Here is a 16,351-nt window from a genome sequence, read left to right on the forward strand (position 1 = left end):
AGGCTTCAGTCCTCGCGCTCCCATCGGCGGGTGGCGATGTCGGCCACCAACGCGCTGTCGAGCATCATCAACGCCCGACGCAGGCCGGCGCCGTCGATCCCGTCCGGTGTGTCGATGCGCGGCTTGGTGGGCGGGCCGGAGCGGTGCTGCGCCACCAGTTCGGCCACGGCGTCGAGTCTGTTGGTGACGTCCTCGCTGAGCATCCGCTTCTGCTGCCCACGCTTGGAGAACTCGACGGCGAACGCCTCGTGCTGGTCCATCACCATCGGGTCTTCGGTCAGGAGGAGCGTGCCGGTGGAGCGGAGGATCTGGATGCCGCGCTCGAGGTCGCCGCTGCCGAAATCCGCCACGGCCTCGCGCAGGATGGGGTTGCCCTCCTGCATCACCTGCTCGGCCAGCAGGATCAGGTGTGCGCCCATGATGCGTTCGCGACGGCGGGCGTGCTCGTCCTCAGGAGAGAGCATCCGCTCCTGATCCGGGCTCGACATCGCGGTGGAATCGAGGATCTCGCGGCCGCGGTCCTCCGGCTGGGCGAGGGTGTCGCGCAGCTTGAGCGGCTTGATGAAGATGGTGGCGGCCAGCGACAACGCGGTGAGCACCGGCAGCAGCAGGAACACCGCGTGCATCGCATCGGACAGCGAGGCGCGCATCAGGTCCGCCAGCTCCGTGGGCAGGTAGGCGAGCTTGCCGGGGTTGAGCACCGCATTGGGGTCGAGGCCGCCGGTGGGGATCCGCTCCCGCAATTCGGGCGTGAGCCGGGACTCGATGCCGGACATGAGCTGTGTGGTCATGATGGTGCCGGCGATGGCGGTGCCCAGCGTGTTGCCGATGTTGCGGAAGAACTGCAGGGAACTGGTGGCCACGCCCAGGTCGCGGCGCTGCACCGCATTCTGCACGGCCAGCATGTAGATCTGGAACGCGAGCCCGTAGCCGAAGCCCAACACACCCGTCGCCAGCACGACGTCGATGCGGCTGCTGCCCTGGCCCAGGCCCAGGATGAGCAGGGCGCCGACGAACTGGATGGCGCCGCCTGCCACGGCGAACTCCTTGTAGTGGCCGGTCCTGGTGATGAGGTTGCCCACCACCACGCCGATGAAGAAGAGGATCACGTTCATCGGCATCAGGATGAGGCCGGATTGCGTGGCGCTGAGCTTCAGCACGCCCTGCGCGTAGACGGGGATGTAGATGAGCACGGCCATCATGCCCATGTTCATGAAGAACGCGGCCACGGTGGAGACGGTGAACACGGAGTTGCGGAACAGGCCCAGGGGAACGATGGGCTCTTCGGCCTTGCGCTCGACGAGCACGAACGCGACGGTGAATGCCATGCCCACTGCGAGGAGGAGCAACACCTGCGGGGTCAGCCAGCCCATGGAGCCGCCGAGGCTGATGCCCAGCAGCGTCGCCGAGACGCCCACCGTCATGGTGGAGATGCCGGCGTAGTCGATCTTCGGATCGATACTCAGCTCCGGCACGTGAAGGTGCCGCAGGATCATCAGCAGCGCGACGAGGCCCACCGGCATGGAGATGTAGAACAGCCACCGCCAGCTGGACACATCCGTGATCCAGCCGCCCAGCAGCGGGCCCGCTACCTGCGAGGCGCCCATGACGGCGCCCATGTAGCTCTGGTACTTGCCGCGCTGGCGCGGCGGGATGAGCGCGGCGAGGATGGTCTGGCTGAGCGGCATCAGGATGCCCATGCCCATTCCCTGGATGGTGCGCGCGAAGATCAGAAAGGAGAAGTTGAACGCCAGCCCGGACAGCACCGAGCCCAGCATGAACAGCAGCAGGCCGATGATGTAGAACCGGCGGCGGCCGAAGATGTCGGCCAGCTTGCCGCTGATGGGGGTGATGACGGCGGAGACCAGCATCACGATGGTGGACAGCCACGAGTACCAGGCGAGGCCGCCGAGATCCGCGACGATGCGCGGGATGGCCGGGCTGACGATGGTCTGGGAGATCGACGCGGTGAACATGCCGATCATGAGCCCGAAGTACGCCCACTTGATCTTGGCGAAGTCGAAGGAGGCTGGCTGACTGGTCACATCGGCTGAGATTACGCCTGCCGTCAGCGGTTCAGAAATCTTCCCAGGATATGGCGGGAGGAATCACGCTCAAGCGGCTATATACGGCTCATGCGGACGTATTCTCTATATACGGCTCATGCGGACGTATTCTCCCGCCACATCTCAGACGGCGCGCACCCACCGGTCGCCGTCGGGCCGGAAGCCCACCTTGGTGAGGTAGTCCCGGGCGTGCTTGGCCGGATTCTCCACCACCACGCGCTCCAGGCCGAGGCCCTCGAACACTCCGGAGCGACGGTGGACGAACTCGCCGGGGGTGAAGTCCCGGAAGCGGGGGCTCACCCAGTCGAACTCGACGACGCCCTCGCCGTTGCCGTCATCGCGCACCACGGTGACGCCCACCGTCTCGTCGCCGCGCACCACCAGCCAGGCGTGCCGGTCACCCTGGGACAGCCTGGCCGGATCGAAATCGGGATACGTGCCGCGGATGTCGGCGGCGTGCACGCTCAGCACGCGCTGGAGGTAGCCGTCACCGGCCCGCACGGGCACCACCTCGTAGACCGCCTCGTCGTGACGTTCGCGGTACAGCTTGGTGAGCCAGTAGATGTTGATCAGCACGATGATGGCGTTCATCGCCATGAACGGCCACACCTCGATGATGCCGTTGTAGATGGCGGCGATGAGGGAGCCGGTGAGGTTCATCCAGCGGAACCGCAGCACGCGGCCCAGCGTCAGCGACCACACCACGAGGATGGATCCGATCCATCCGACGATCTCCAACCACATGGGTTCCCCTTCGACGACGGTGTCGCCCGATGCTACCTGCCGCGCTTCCCGCAGTCGCGCTGCACCCGCCCGGCGTTACTCTGCCCCCGGCAGATCGTGAGAGGAGCCCCGCCCATGGCTTGCATGGCATTCCCCACGAGGCACGAGATGCGATGGGTGAAGGGATCGCCTCGGACCCCGCGGTGCTGGCCCGGAGCGGCTGCGCGCCGGCCGCGTCTGAGCCTGCCGGTAGGTTGGCGGGCGTGATCGACGTGATTGAGGCGGAGGCCAGGCGGGTCGCCGAGGTGCTGGCGGGCGTGCCCGCCAGAGCGCCGGTGCCTAACCGGCCGGAATGGGATGCCGACGACCTGCTCTGGAGCCTCACCGAAACGCACTACTTCTGGGCCGGGATACTGGCCAACGGGGTGACCACCGACGAGGGGTCCGCCGCCGTCGACGCCGCAGTCCCCCGTCGGCCCGCGACCCGCGCCGACACCCTCAAACTGCGCACACTGGCCACGCACGAGCTCATCGGCATGCTCGCCCTACTCTCCGACGACGAGCCGCGCTGGACCGGCGTCCCGGGCGAGCAGAACGTGGGGGTCATCCGACGACTGCTGGCGGCTGAGACGACGGCTCTCAGGATCGACGCGGAGCTCACCGCCGGCCTGCCCGCCACGGCGGCTGAGTAGCCGCATCGCGTTGACGATCACCACCAGGACGGAGGCCTCGTGCACGAGCATGCCCACGGCCATCGTCACGCCCCCGAACAGCACGCCCGCCAGCAGCAGGCCCACGGTCAGCAGCGCGATGGCGATGTTGGAACGCATCACCGCAGCCGTCCGCTTCGCGAGCGAGATGGCATCGGGAATGCGGCTGAGGCGGCTGGTCATCAGGGCAATGTCGGCGGTCTCGACGGCCACCGGAGAGCCCGCCGCACCCATCGCGATGCCGATGTCGGCCAGCGCGAGCGCGGGGGCGTCGTTGACTCCGTCGCCCACCATCGCGACGGTGTGCCCCTCGGCCTGAAGCTCGCGGATGACCGCCAACTTGTCGTCGGGCAGGAGCGCGGCGCGGGCGTCGTCGATGCCCACCTGGGCGGCGACGGCATCGGCCACCTGCTGGTTGTCACCGGTCAGCATCAGCACCTTCCGAACCCCGGCCCGATGCAGGGACGCCACGAGGTGGGCGGCGTCGTCGCGGATGGTGTCGGCCACGCCGAGCGCCCCGACGATCCGCCCGTCGACCGCCACGAGGAGCGGGGTCTGGCCCGCGGCGGCCAACTCGTCGACGGCGGACTCAGCCCACGTCACCCCCTCCCGTTGTCCCATCAGGGCCAGGTTCCCGACGGCGACCTCGCGCCCATCGACCACCGCGACCACCCCGTGACCGGGCACGGAACGCACCGATTCGGGCACGGCGGGGATGGTGATACCTGCCTCGCGGGCGGCGGCCAGCACCGGGACCGCGAGCGGATGCTCGGAGCCCGCCTCAGCCATGGCGGCCCAACGGAGGACGTCCTGCTCGTCGTCCGTGAGCGCGCTTGGCGCCCTTCGACCCGCCTGGCTCGCAAGCTCGCCGGGCAGGCTCAGGGACCGGATGCTGACGAGCTTCGGTTCGCCGCGTGTGATGGTGCCGGTCTTGTCCAGCGCGACGACGTCGATCCGCGCCGCCGTCTCCAGGAACTCGCCACCCTTGATGAGGATGCCGTCGCGGGCGGCGCGGCCGATGCCGGCCACCAGCGCCACGGGCACGGAGATCACCAGGGCGCCAGGGCAGCCGATCACCAGCAGGGTGAGCGCTAGCTCCAGGTCCATCGTGAGCAGGCCCACGGTCACCGCCAGCGCGATGATGCCCGGCGTGTACCACTTCGAGAAGCGCTCCATGAACTGCTGCGTGCGGGCCTTGGCGTCCTGCGCCTCCTCCACCCGGTGCACGATGCGGGCCAGGGTGGTGTCGGCGCCCACCCCGGTGGCGCGCAGCGTGAGGAACCCGTCGGCGACGACGGTGCCGGCGAACACCTCGGAACCGGCCGACTTCTCGACGGGGATGGACTCGCCGGTGATGGCGGCCTCATCGACGGCGGCCTGGCCGGTGAGCACCTCGCCGTCGACGGGCACCCGCCCGCCGTTCTTCACCACGACGCTCTCCCCCGTCTCGACGGTGTGCGCGGGCACCTCCTGCTGCTCGCCGTCGCGGATCACGATGGCGGTGGTGGGGGCGAGCGCGACGAGTTCGGCGAGGGCAGAGCGTGTCTTGGCGAGGGTCGCGTTCTCCAGCGCGTGGCCCAGCGCGAACAGGAAGGTGACGGCCGCAGCCTCCCAGAAGTTGCGGATGGCGATGGCGCCGATGGCGGCGACGGCGACGAGCAGGTCGATCCCGATGACCTTCACGCGCAGTGCGCTCCAGGCCTTCCGGATGACGGGCGCGCCGGCCACGACGGCGGCGGCGAGCATGAACCAGTCACCGGCGGTGGGGGCGATGCGGCCCAGGATGAGGGCGACGACGATCAGCGCGCCGGAGACGGCGGGGATCGCCCACCGACGGGCGCGTTCATTCATATTCCTGCCCTCTCAGAAGGCCGACGGGTGGGAGGTGTAGCCCACCTTCTTGACGGCGGCGACCAGGTCGTCGACGGAGGTCTGGGCCTCGTCGTGGTTGGTCTCGATGCGGGACGACGCGAAGTGGACCGTGACGTCTGCGACGCCGGGCAACTGGCCCACAGCCTTCTCGATCTTGGTGACGCAGGAGGGGCAGCTGAAGCCCTCGGCGCGGAGGATGGTGGTGGTCATGGCGGATCCTTTCGTTTGGCGGCCTTTCGACCAGCCACGGCGGCTGGTTCAGGGACCGATCCGGTTCCTCAGCCGGCTGCGGACGACGAAGGAGGGCCGCAGTTGGTCCAAGGACCGGTGACTTCAAGATATGGCTTCCCTTTGACGTATTCCTTGACATGCATCAATCAAAGCGACTGTCAGCCGGTGCATACTTGAGGCATGTCAAGCAGCGACACCTGCGTCTCCCTCGTCCCCATCTTCACGGGCCTCGACCCGAAACAGCAGCTTGAGGTCGCCGGCTTCGCACGACCCCTCCACTTCGACGCAGGTCAGCGGGTGGTCGCCGCCGGCGACTCCTCCCGCCGGCTGTTCGTCGTCCACTCCGGACAGGTCCGCGTGGTGCACCTGCTGGAGAGCGGCCGCGAGCACGTGGTGCGGATCCTGGGCGTGGGTGACGTGCTGGGCGAGGACTCGTTCGTGCTCGGCCGGCGCCCCCGGCATGACGCCTACGCCGACACCGCCGCGTCGATGTGTAGCTTCGACCACGACGACCTGGCCGCGCTCCTGGCCCGCTACCCAGGAATCGCCGTGCGGATGCTGCAGGTCCAGTCCGAGCGGCTCGCCAACGCGGAGCGGATGTTGGCGGCGATGGGCGGCACCGACGTCGCCGGCCGCCTCGTCGCGTACCTGCTCGACCTCCCGTCGCACCCCTCGCCCGAGGGTCAGGTGCTGGAGTTGCCGATGGCGAAGAAGGACGTCGCCTCGCATCTGGGCACCACGCCGGAGACGTTGAGCCGCAAGCTGCGCGAGCTCGTCGACGACGGCGTGCTCGCCCTCAGCGGCCGACGCGGGATCGTGATCCGCGACATCGACGCCCTGCTGAACCGCTCCCCCGCCGGTTGAGCCTGGTTCCTGAGCGTCTACTGGGTGATGTCGAAGGCCAGCAGGCGGGCCTTGTCCGCCTTGCTCTCCGAGCCCTGCAGCGCCAGCAGCTCGGCGTAGATGCCTCCGGTGGTGGCCAGTTCCGCGGGCGAGCCGATCTCGTCGATGCGGCCGTCCTTCAACGTCACGATCCGGTCCACCGACGCGATGGTGGACAACCGGTGGGCGATGATCAGCGTGGTGCGCCCCTCCATCAGCTCCTCGAGGCCGGTCTGGACGGCGCGCTCGGCCTTGGTGTCGAGCGAGCTGGTGGCCTCGTCGAGCACCAGGATGGGCGCGTCCTTCAGCAGGGCGCGGGCGACGGAGAGCCGCTGCTTCTGCCCGCCTGAGAGCTTGATGCCGCGCTCGCCGATCTCGGTGTCGAAGCCGTTGGGCAGCCGCGAGATGAAGCTCATGGCGTTGGCGCGGCGGGCGGCCATCTCGAGCTCCTCGTCGGTGGCGCCGGGTTGGCCGTACTCCATGTTCTCGCGGATGGTGCCGCTGAACAGGTTGGAGTCCTGGAAAACCACGCCGATCTCCTTGCGCAGCGCCACCGTCGGCACGTCGCGCACCGACTGGCCGTGCACCCGGACCTCGCCGGAGGTGGCGGGGTAGAGCTTCATGATGAGGTTGACCAGCGTCGTCTTGCCGCCGCCGGATTCGCCGACGAACGCCACCCGCTCGCCGCGGTTGATCTTCAGGTCGATGTCTTTGAGGACGAGTTCGGAGCCGTCGTAGCCGAAGTCCACGTCGTCGAAGGCGATCACCGGATCCTCGTCGGTCCAGAGCACCTCGGCGCTGGGCTGGGCCTCGAGCGCGTTGTTGGGCTCGTCGATCTCGGCCATCACCTTGAAGTACTCGTCGCTGCCGACGACGGCGCGCTGCGTCTGATCCACCCAGTAGCTCATCGACGTGACGGGCTGGCGGGCCATGGCGGTGAGCTGGATGAGCAGCACCATGTCGCCGACGGTGAAGTCGCCGCGGGCTGCGGAGACGAAGATGATGGCGTAGACGCCGAAGAACACCAGATCGAGCGCGCCGCGTCGCCAGAAGTCCATCCGGTGCCAGAAGGCCGACTGTTCCCGGGTGAGGCCGAGGGTCGCGTCGTAGTGGTCGTTGAAGCTCTTGAGTTCGCGCTTCTCGGCGACGAAGGACTTGATCACGCGCATCTGGCCGATCACCTCGGCGAAGCGGCCGCCTGCGATGTCGTAGTGGTCGTTCTTCTGCCGTTCCCACACCTGCCACTTGCGCGATGTGAGCGCGGTGAGCCACACGAACGTCGGGTAGATCACGATCAGCAGGACGGACAGCCACGGCGAGTAGAACGCGGTGATCACCAGCACGGCCACCAGGGTGATGACGGTGGGGAAGAAGCTGTTGGCGAAGGTCTGCAGGAAGTCTGTGATCGACGTGATGGAGCGGTTGAGGCGGCTGACGATCTTGCCGGTGAGTTCGTTGTCGTAGTAGCGCTGGGGCAGGCGGAGCAGCTTGTGGAAGTAGCGACCCGAGAGGATGGCCCGCAGCCGCACCGACATCTGGTCGCCGAAGAAGCCGGCGATGTTGGTCAGCAGCGAGTTGGCCAGCGCGATCACGAGGAGGACGACGGCGAACCAGATGAGGTCCTGCCAGCGCCCGCCGTTGCCGGAGGCGATGGCCACGACGGTGTCCGTGGCCCGGCCGATGACGAACGGGGTCATCAGCGCGGTCGCCGACACCATGAGTGCCCCCACCACGATGCCGAGGTACAGGGGCCACAATTCCTTGGCCGTGGCCATGATTCTCAGAATGCTGCGCACGGCTGGCACTCTACGCTGTCGCCCTGCCCGTTCTCAGCCCGCCGTCGGCCCTCACCCCCATCCCACCGTCGGCCTCATCCCACGCTCGACCCAAGCAAGTGCAAGTTGTGCAGCGGAGTTCCTGCACAACTCACACCTGCCTGCCGGAGCCCCGACGGCGACCCTGGGCAAGTGCGAGTTGTGCAGCGGAGTTGGTGCACAACTCGCACTTGCTTCCGGGGCCCGCATTTATCCACAGGCTGCTCGATCCGTGGTGATTCGCACTCTCCGCCGGCCATAAGTGGTGGCATGACAAAAGCCCTCATGCCCCCAGCGCTCATCGCCACGGCCCGCAGCCAGGCTGGTGTCTTCACCACCCAGCAGGCAGCGGCTACTGGCATCACCCGCGCCGTCACGCAACGATTCCTCGACGACCACGTGTGGTGGTCCCTCTCCCGCGGGCTGTACTCCCTTTCACCCGACCCAACCTGGCACGGGCTTGCGTGGGGAGGAGTCCTGCTGGGAGGGCCGGGATCAGCATTGGGTCACGAGGCCGCAGGCCACGCACTCGGCTTCTGCCCGCCGCCGGAAATCATCGACGTCCTGACGCCCCACCGGAGGAGCGACCGCCACCAGTGGCGCTTCCACCGCACCGCATCCATCCAACCTCGCGGCGAGTTACCCGTCGGCAACGTTGAACAGACGGCGCTGGCCCTGTGCTCCAGAGCTCCCGCAACGGAACTGTTCAACCACCTGGCCACAGCCGTGGCCTCCCGACGCACCAGTCCCCAGCGGTTACTCAAGGCCGCGAAGGCGAGCGCCAATCTACGGCATCGGGCCTTGATCTGCGAGGCTCTCGGCGACGTTGCCCAGGGCGTCCACAGCGCCCTCGAGCGTCGGTACTTCCGCGACGTGGAACAACGCCACGGCCTGCCCTCCGGGGTGCGCCAGGCCAAGCTCCAACCCAGCCGTTACAGCGACGTCGTCTACGTCACGGTAGAAGTGGTGGTGGAACTCGACGGCAGGCTCGGCCATGACGGGGCTGGCATCTGGCGCGATTTCGAGCGGGACAACAGCAACACGCTGCGCGGCTACGCCACGCTGCGCATCGGTTGGCACGACATCGTCAACCGCCCATGCGAGGTAGCGGCAGCGATCGCGCAGTTACTGCGTAGCCGCGGGTGGGATGGCCAATTGACGCCGTGCCCCAGGTGCCGGTAGTAACACGTCGCGTCGGTGGCGCCCCGCCGTCGCCCCACCCCCACCGTCGGCCCAAGCAAGTGCAAGTTGTGCAGCGGAGTTCCTGCACAACTTGCCCCTGCCCAGCCGGAGCCCCGACGGCGACCCTGGGCAAGTGCGAGTTGTGCAGCGGAGTTCCTGCACAACTCGCACCTGCCTGCCGGCCGCCACGCCCAGCGCCGGACCGCGGCCCGTAGATTGGGGGCATGCTGCGCACGGTCACGCTCAACACCGGCTACGACGACTACTTCACCGTCGGCGAACCGGCCTGGGGTGGCGTCGCGCCCATGCACGCGTTCCGTTCGGTGTGCTCCGGAAAGGGCATCAGCTGCGCTCGGGCGGCGACAGCGCTGGGCGTGCCCACCGTCGCCTACGCCCTCGTCGGCGCCGACGATGAGGGCGACTACTCACGCCGCCTCACCGCGGAAGGCATCGAGCATCGTCTCGTCCCGGTGCCGGGCGCGACTCGGCACAACCTCACTCTCATCGACGCCGCCGGCGAGAAGGTGGCCGCGCACTTCGTCGCACAGGGGTTCACCCTGGGAGGCCCCGACGACGTGGCCCCGCTCGTCGACACCCTGCTGGCAGACGTCCAACCAGGCGACCTCGTCACCCTCAACGGCTCACTCCCCACCGGGCTACCAGCCGCCACGTGGGCGGATCTGGCCCGCGCGGTGATCGAGCGCGACGCGGAGGTGATCGTCGACGCGCAGAAGGACGCCCTCGTCGCGGCGCTGCGGGTGCCCGGGGTGCTGGCGTTCAAGCCGAACGATGAGGAGATCCTCGCCATCCCCGGGGTCGCCGAGACGGATCCCGACGACAGGGTCGCCGTCGCCCTCGACGCCCTGGCCGACGCGGGCGTGAGGCTGCCGCTCGTGTCGCTGGGCGCCGCGGGGGTGGCGTATCTGGATGCTTCGCGGCCCTTCGACCAGCGCTCGCAAGCTCGCGGCTGGCTCAGGGAACGAGAATTCAACCAACCGGTGATCGCGTCGCTGCCCGTCGAGCGACCCGTGCAGTCCGTCATGGCCGGCGACTCCTTCGTCGCCGGCCTCGCCTGGGGATTCTCCATGTCACAGGACCCGACGGTGTGGCTGCGCCATGCTCTCGCCGCGGCCGCCGCGCACGTGGCCGGGTGCACCGGAAACGACCTCCGCGAGCGTGCACAGCTCAATCTCACCACCGCCCGACTACCATGAGACGGTGATGGTCGGTCGGTTGCTGCGTGCCCTGCTGGCAGCGACGCTGCTGGCGCTGGGCGTCGTCGCGACCCCCGGCGCGGCCCAGGCGGCCACCGATTACCTCGACGTGGAGATCACGTCGATCTCCACCCCCACGCTCAATCTGGACGACCCGGAGCAGGAGGTCGTCCTCGAGGGCCGCCTCACCAACATCTCCACCACGCCCATCCGCTACGTCAACGTGCACTTCTGGCGCTCCCCGGAGCCCATCGATACGCTCGAGGAGCACGCGGCCGCCACCGCAGACGTGCCGCTGGGCAACCGACTCGTCGAGGAGCACCTCGGCAACCTCGACATCCTCACCCGCGACGAACCGTTCGGCCCCGGCGAGCGCACCACGTTCACGGTGCGCACCACCATCGGGCAACTCATGGCCGAGGGCCCTTCGCAGCCGCCGCTGCCCAGCGACGACGCCGTCTATCTCCTGGGCGTCCACGTGCGCGGCATCCCCGACGGCGGGGAGAACATGGTGGTGGGGCGCGACGAGGTGAGCGTGGCCGCCACGCAGCAGCCGGTGGCCTCCAGCGCGCTGGTGGTGCTGACCGCCGCCCCGTCATGGCTACCCGACGGCACGTTCCTCGACGACTCACTCACCCAGGACCTGGGCGGCCGCCTCGAGACGCTGCTCGCCTCGGCGGAGCGGCCCGGTGTCGTCGCCGCCATCGACCCGGCGCTCTACCAGGCCGCCCGCTGGCTCAGCGGTGACCACACCGTCGCCGGCGAGGAGCGTCCCGGCAGCGGGGTGGCGCTCCGGTGGGTCCAGCGCGTCGACGCCCTCCGCGGCGACGGTCGGCTGTGGCGCCTCCCCTACGGCAACCCCGCCCTGGTGCGGGTCGACGCCACCGACGTGCTGCAGCGCGTGCTGGCCTGGACCCGCGAGCTGGTGCCCGAGGAACTGGCCGACCTACCGTCGGTGGCGCTCCTCGACGAGGGCGCCGGCAACGCGTTGGTGAGTAAGCTCGGCGAGTTCGACACCGTCGTGATCCGCAACGCCACCGGTGCCAGCTTCGGCCCGCCGCGGGTGTTGACCGCCGCCCCGCAGAGCGGCGTGACCACCCTGGCCGAGGGGGTGCAGGTGGCACGCAAGGTGGCCGACGAGCTGCTCGCGCCCCGCCCACCCCTGTACGTCATCGACACCACTGAGGCCGCCACGATCGACGCCGGGCTCGCGCCGTTCCGTCAGCACGTGCCGGCCACCACCGCGCCGTCGGAGCCGCTGCGGTGGGCCGACGCCCAGACCCCCACCGGCTTCCCGAACGTGCTCGAGGCCCTCGACCATGAGGCGGACAACGCCGCGCTGATCGCCGATCTCACGCCCGAAGCAGGGGATTACCATCTGGAGGCCATCGGCGCCGCCGCCTTCTCCAAGGACTTCCCTACGGAGGCCGCCGCGCTCCAGTACATCGGTGCCGCGTCGCCCCCGGACGTGGATCTGGACCGCGTCAAGCTGCGCACCGCCCCCAGCTACGTGATGAGCGCCCGCACCAACGAGTTCCCCGCCACGCTCACCAACGAACTCGACATCCCGGTGACCGTCGGGGTCACGTTCGATTCCGACGCCCCGCAGCGCATCCGCGTGCCGGATGTGGAGGCCATCGAGATCCCGGCGCAGGGATCGGTGACCATCAGCATCACGCCGGAGGCCTCGGCCAACGGCGTCGCACTCGTCCACCCGCGACTCGTCACCGCGCAGGGGCGTCCGCTCACCGGGGGTCAGCCGATCGAGATCGCGGCCACGGATCTTGGGCGCGTCGGCTGGATCATCATCGTCGTCTCGGGTGCAGTAGTGGTGGGTGGCACCGCCCTGCGCATCGCGAAGGTGCGCAAGGAGCGGGCGAGGGCGGAAGCAGCCGCCGCGGCGAAGGGTGATCAGTGAGTCAGGTCAGCAGCACGAAGAGGTTGGTCTCCGCGAGCGCGGTGATGGCCTCAGGCACCCTGATCTCCCGCATCCTGGGCGTCATCCGGGTGGCGCTGTTGGCGTTCATCCTGGGCAACGCCACCCGCCAGGCCGACATCTACGGCTTGGCGGACATGGTGCCCAACTCGCTGTACATCCTGTTCGCCGGCGGCGCGCTCAACACCGTGCTGGTGCCGCAGATCGTGCGGGCCATCAACAACGACGACGACGGCGGCGAGGCCTACACCAACCGCATCATGACGGCGTTCATGCTGATCATCACCGGCGTCGCGGTGATCGTGACGATCGGTGCGCCCGTCGTAGCGCAGATCTACACCTCCGGGGCCTGGAAGGAGCCCGGGCTCGAGTCGCAGTACGCGTCGCTGATCGCCCTGATGTACCTGACGCTGCCGCAGATCTTCTTCTACGGCGCGTTCTTCCTGCTGGGTCAGATCCTCAATGCGCGCGACAAGTTCGGCCCCATGATGTGGGCACCCATCGCCAACAACGTGGTGGCGATCGTGGTGCTGAGCATCTACCTGTTCGTCTGGGGTAACCAGGAGGACCACAGCCAGGCGTTCAGCACCCCGCAACTCCTGCTGTTGGGCATCGGATCGACGCTGGGCATCGCCATCCAGACCCTCGTGCTGCTCCCGTTCGTCAAGCGCGTGGGCTTCAAGCTGCGCCCCCGCTTCGACCTCAAGGGCACCGGCCTGGGCAAGACCTTCTCTCTGACGAAGTGGACCATCGGCTTCGTGGCGGTCAACCAGTTGGCGCTGGTCGTGGTGAACCGGCTGGCGACATCCGCGACGGCGACAGGCTCGGGCGCCGGCCTGGTGGCCTACTCCAACGCCCACCTGCTGTGGATCCTGCCCCACTCGCTGATCACCGTGTCGCTGGCGACGGCGATGCTGCCCAGCGCCTCCCGCCTGGCAGCGGCGGGGGATGCCGACGGCGTGGCGCAGGAGTTCATGAAGACGGTGCGGCTGGGCCTCATCGTCATCGTGCCCGCCGCCGTCGTGTTCCTGGCGCTGGCGCACCCCATCTCCGACATCCTGTTCGGCCTGGGCCGCGGTGGCGCAGATTCGGCGCTGGTGGCCTGGGCGCTGATGGCGTTCGCCGTCGGCCTCATCCCGTTCACGGTGCAGTTCGTGTGCCTGCGCACGTTCTACGCGCTGGAGAACACCCGCACCCCGTTCCTGGTGCAACTGCTGATCGCCGGGCTGAACATGGCCGGCGCCATCGGCCTGGTGTGGCTGGTGCGCAACTGGTTCGACGACCCGTCGTCCTGGATCGCCACCGCCCTGGCCCTGGCGTACTCGATCGCCTACCTCGTCGGCGTGCTCGTGTCCTGGCGGCTGTTGAAGCGCCACGTGCCCGGTATCGACGGCCACACGCTGGTGCTGCACATCGTGCGGCTGCTGCTGGGCTCCGCCGTCGGCGGCGTGGGCGCGTACTTCCTGGCCCCCTGGCTGGCGGGTCTGGTGCCGTCGCGGCTGCTCGGCAACATCCTGGCCACCGCCGCGGGAGGCCTGCTGATCCTGGCCGTCTACATCGGCGTCGGCAAGCTGCTGAAGGTCCGCGAACTGACCAGCCTCTCCACCCTGGTGCGCACCCGCTTCGGCCGTCGCGGACCCGCCGCACCCGAGCGCGTCGAGCAGCGCCCCGAGGCCGCCCCCGCCCGCGCGGTCGAGGACGACGACGCGCTGATCGTCACGTCGATCAGCGGTGAACTCGACTTCGAGGATTCCGGCCCGCCCACCATCATCCGCAACCGCCCGCCGATCGTCGCGCGCACCTTCGACGACGACTTCCGGCCCCCTGCTGTCGCCCGCGAGGAACGAGCCGGCGACGACGAAAGGCCCCCGCAGCGTGCCCACGTCGACGATGAGGACATCGCCATGGACAACGAACCCGACCATCAACCCACCCCTGAGCCCGTCGCCGAGACGACGGGAGAGACCACGGGCCCCCTCGACCTGCAGGGCCTGTTCCGCGACGAGGTCGCGAGGAATATCGCCACCGTCGGCACACTGTTGAACACCCGCTACGAGCTCATCGAGGAACTGGCCGACAGGCACGGTGCCGAGACGTGGCGGGCGCACGATCAGGTGCTCTCCCGCGACGTCGTCGTGCACGTACTGGCGCCCGACGACCGGCGCATCGAGGATCTGCTGATGGCCGCGCGGAAGGGCGCCGCGGCCACGGATTCGCGGTTCCTACGGGTGCTGGACGCCGATGAGAGCTCCGACGACGAGCGGATCGGCGCCTACGTCGTGGCCGAGTACGCGTACGGGAGGTCGTTGACCGACCTGCTCGCCAAGGGCCCGCTCAGCGCGATCGAGGCCGCGCACATCGTGCGGGAGCTGGCCGACGCGCTGGTCACCGTGCACGCGCAGGGTCTGTTCCACGAGCAGATCACGCCGGAAAACGTGATCATCACCACCTCGGGTGCCGTGCGCCTGGTGGGCTTCGGGATCGAGGCGTCCCTCGCCCGTGCCGACGGTGAGGACACGGCCTGGGCCACGCGCGAGCGGGCCGACGTCGTCGGGCTGGGCAAGGTGCTCTACGCCTCGCTGGTGCGGCACTGGCCGGGTGGGGCGGCGTTCGGCATGCCCGCCGCGCCGATCATCGCCGGGGAGACGGCGCCCGCGCACACGGTGCAGATGGGCATCTCCCCCGCGCTGGACCGGATCTGCGCCACCACGCTCACCGAGCGCGGGGAGCTCAGCGCCCCGCGGATCATCAGCGCTGCGCAACTGGTGAACGCGCTCAACGGGGTGCTGGGCACGGCCGACGCATCGCTCGATCTCGAGCAGCGGGTGCGCTCCTGGTACGAGGCCGAGGACCGGCCCGTCGTCCCGGTGCCCTATGAGGAATCCGCTGCCGCGGCCGCCCGCCGAGCCGCTGCGGTGCAGGAGACCGCCGTCACGGAGCCGAGCACCGTCGAGACCGCGGTCGCCGGCGCGGTGATGGGTGAGGATGCCGTCTTCACGCGCAGCGCGCTCGCCTCGCCCTCCGAGATCAACACCGACGACGAGCCCCCGGCGGGCGGGAACCGGAAGTGGTGGCTGCTGCTGGCCCTCGCGGTGCTCGCGCTGATCATCGCGCTCCTGTTCAGCCTGCTCGGCGGCGGCGACGACGCCGCTGACCCGCTCCCCGGCGAGACCACCGCGGCCGTGCCCGGAACCGGTGAGACCACCGACACGACGGAGGAAACCACCGAGCCGGGCGCTGCCATCACGATCACCGATGCGACGGACTTCGACCCGGAGACCGACGGCGGCAACAACGAGGAGTTCTCCGAGGACGTCGACAACGTCTACGACGGCGACCCGGAGACATCCTGGCAGACCATGCGCTACCTGCGTAACCCGCAGCTCGGTGGGCTGAAGCCCGGCGTCGGCCTGGTGCTCGACCTGGGCGAACCGCACACGGTGAGCACCGTGACGGTGACGCTGGTGGGTGAGGGACCCACGTCGGTCGAGCTGCGGGTGCCCGTGGGTGAGGAGGCGTCGATGCGCACCGAGGCCGATTGGGAGGTCGTGGGCGCCAACGCCGCGGCCCCGCCAGGCGAGGTGGCCATCCCGCTGACGGCCCCGACGGAGACCCGGTGGGTGCTGGTCTACTTCACCGAGCTGCCCCCGGTTGAGGGCGGTTTCCGCGCCGAGGTCGCCGAGATCGCGGTCAGCTAGTGGGGAAGAGCCGCGTGACGTGG

General features: G+C 69.1%; 10 protein-coding genes. 5 read left to right on the forward strand and 5 right to left on the reverse strand.

The features are described 5' to 3' along the window. Positions 1–5: 5 nt before the first annotated feature. From BN1186_RS09610 to BN1186_RS09625, 4 genes are all read right to left on the reverse strand, one after another. Positions 6–2,045, reverse strand: coding sequence for an MDR family MFS transporter (locus BN1186_RS09610; RefSeq protein WP_052460001.1), 2,040 nt, complete (start codon positions 2,043–2,045; stop codon positions 6–8). Between the two features lie 144 nt (positions 2,046–2,189). Beyond that, on the reverse strand, positions 2,190–2,810 hold the full coding sequence (locus tag BN1186_RS09615) for a hypothetical protein (RefSeq protein WP_040283775.1): 621 nt from the start codon (positions 2,808–2,810) through the stop codon (positions 2,190–2,192). A 524-nt stretch (positions 2,811–3,334) separates the two neighbouring features. Continuing rightward, positions 3,335–5,350, reverse strand: a complete 2,016-nt coding sequence (locus BN1186_RS09620; RefSeq protein ID WP_052460002.1) for a heavy metal translocating P-type ATPase — start codon at positions 5,348–5,350, stop codon at positions 3,335–3,337. A 12-nt stretch (positions 5,351–5,362) separates the two neighbouring features. Then, the gene (locus tag BN1186_RS09625; RefSeq protein ID WP_040283777.1) at positions 5,363–5,581 is read right to left on the reverse strand and encodes a heavy-metal-associated domain-containing protein; all 219 of its coding nucleotides are present in this window, start codon (positions 5,579–5,581) and stop codon (positions 5,363–5,365) included. Between the two features lie 201 nt (positions 5,582–5,782). Between BN1186_RS09625 and BN1186_RS09630 the strand changes: the two genes are divergently transcribed. Then, a complete protein-coding gene (locus BN1186_RS09630) occupies positions 5,783–6,466 on the forward strand; it encodes a Crp/Fnr family transcriptional regulator (RefSeq protein ID WP_040283778.1) in 684 nt (227 codons plus the stop codon). Positions 6,467–6,483: 17 nt separating this feature from the next. Here BN1186_RS09630 and BN1186_RS09635 read toward each other — a convergent pair whose 3' ends face one another. After that, the gene (locus tag BN1186_RS09635; RefSeq protein ID WP_180349056.1) at positions 6,484–8,280 is read right to left on the reverse strand and encodes an ABC transporter ATP-binding protein; all 1,797 of its coding nucleotides are present in this window, start codon (positions 8,278–8,280) and stop codon (positions 6,484–6,486) included. Positions 8,281–8,568: 288 nt separating this feature from the next. Here BN1186_RS09635 and BN1186_RS09640 point away from each other — a divergent pair, with 288 nt between their 5' ends. The 4 genes from BN1186_RS09640 (at position 8,569) to murJ (ending at position 16,328) form a co-directional block, all read left to right on the forward strand. Beyond that, positions 8,569–9,480, forward strand: a complete 912-nt coding sequence (locus BN1186_RS09640) for a hypothetical protein (protein WP_074436991.1) — start codon at positions 8,569–8,571, stop codon at positions 9,478–9,480. Between the two features lie 224 nt (positions 9,481–9,704). After that, a complete protein-coding gene (locus BN1186_RS09645; RefSeq protein WP_040283780.1) occupies positions 9,705–10,694 on the forward strand; it encodes a 1-phosphofructokinase family hexose kinase in 990 nt (329 codons plus the stop codon). 7 nt (positions 10,695–10,701) lie between these two features. Beyond that, a complete protein-coding gene (locus BN1186_RS09650) occupies positions 10,702–12,612 on the forward strand; it encodes a DUF6049 family protein (RefSeq protein ID WP_040283781.1) in 1,911 nt (636 codons plus the stop codon). Further along, positions 12,609–16,328 carry a murein biosynthesis integral membrane protein MurJ gene (gene murJ / locus BN1186_RS09655; protein ID WP_074436992.1) on the forward strand — a complete coding sequence of 1,240 codons (3,720 nt, stop codon included), beginning with the start codon at positions 12,609–12,611 and terminating at the stop codon, positions 16,326–16,328. The genes BN1186_RS09650 and murJ overlap by 4 nt, the downstream gene beginning before the upstream one ends. Positions 16,329–16,351: the final 23 nt, after the last annotated feature.

It is taken from the genome of Tessaracoccus massiliensis, from assembly GCF_000826065.2.
GTDB lineage: Bacteria > Actinomycetota > Actinomycetes > Propionibacteriales > Propionibacteriaceae > Arachnia > Arachnia massiliensis_A.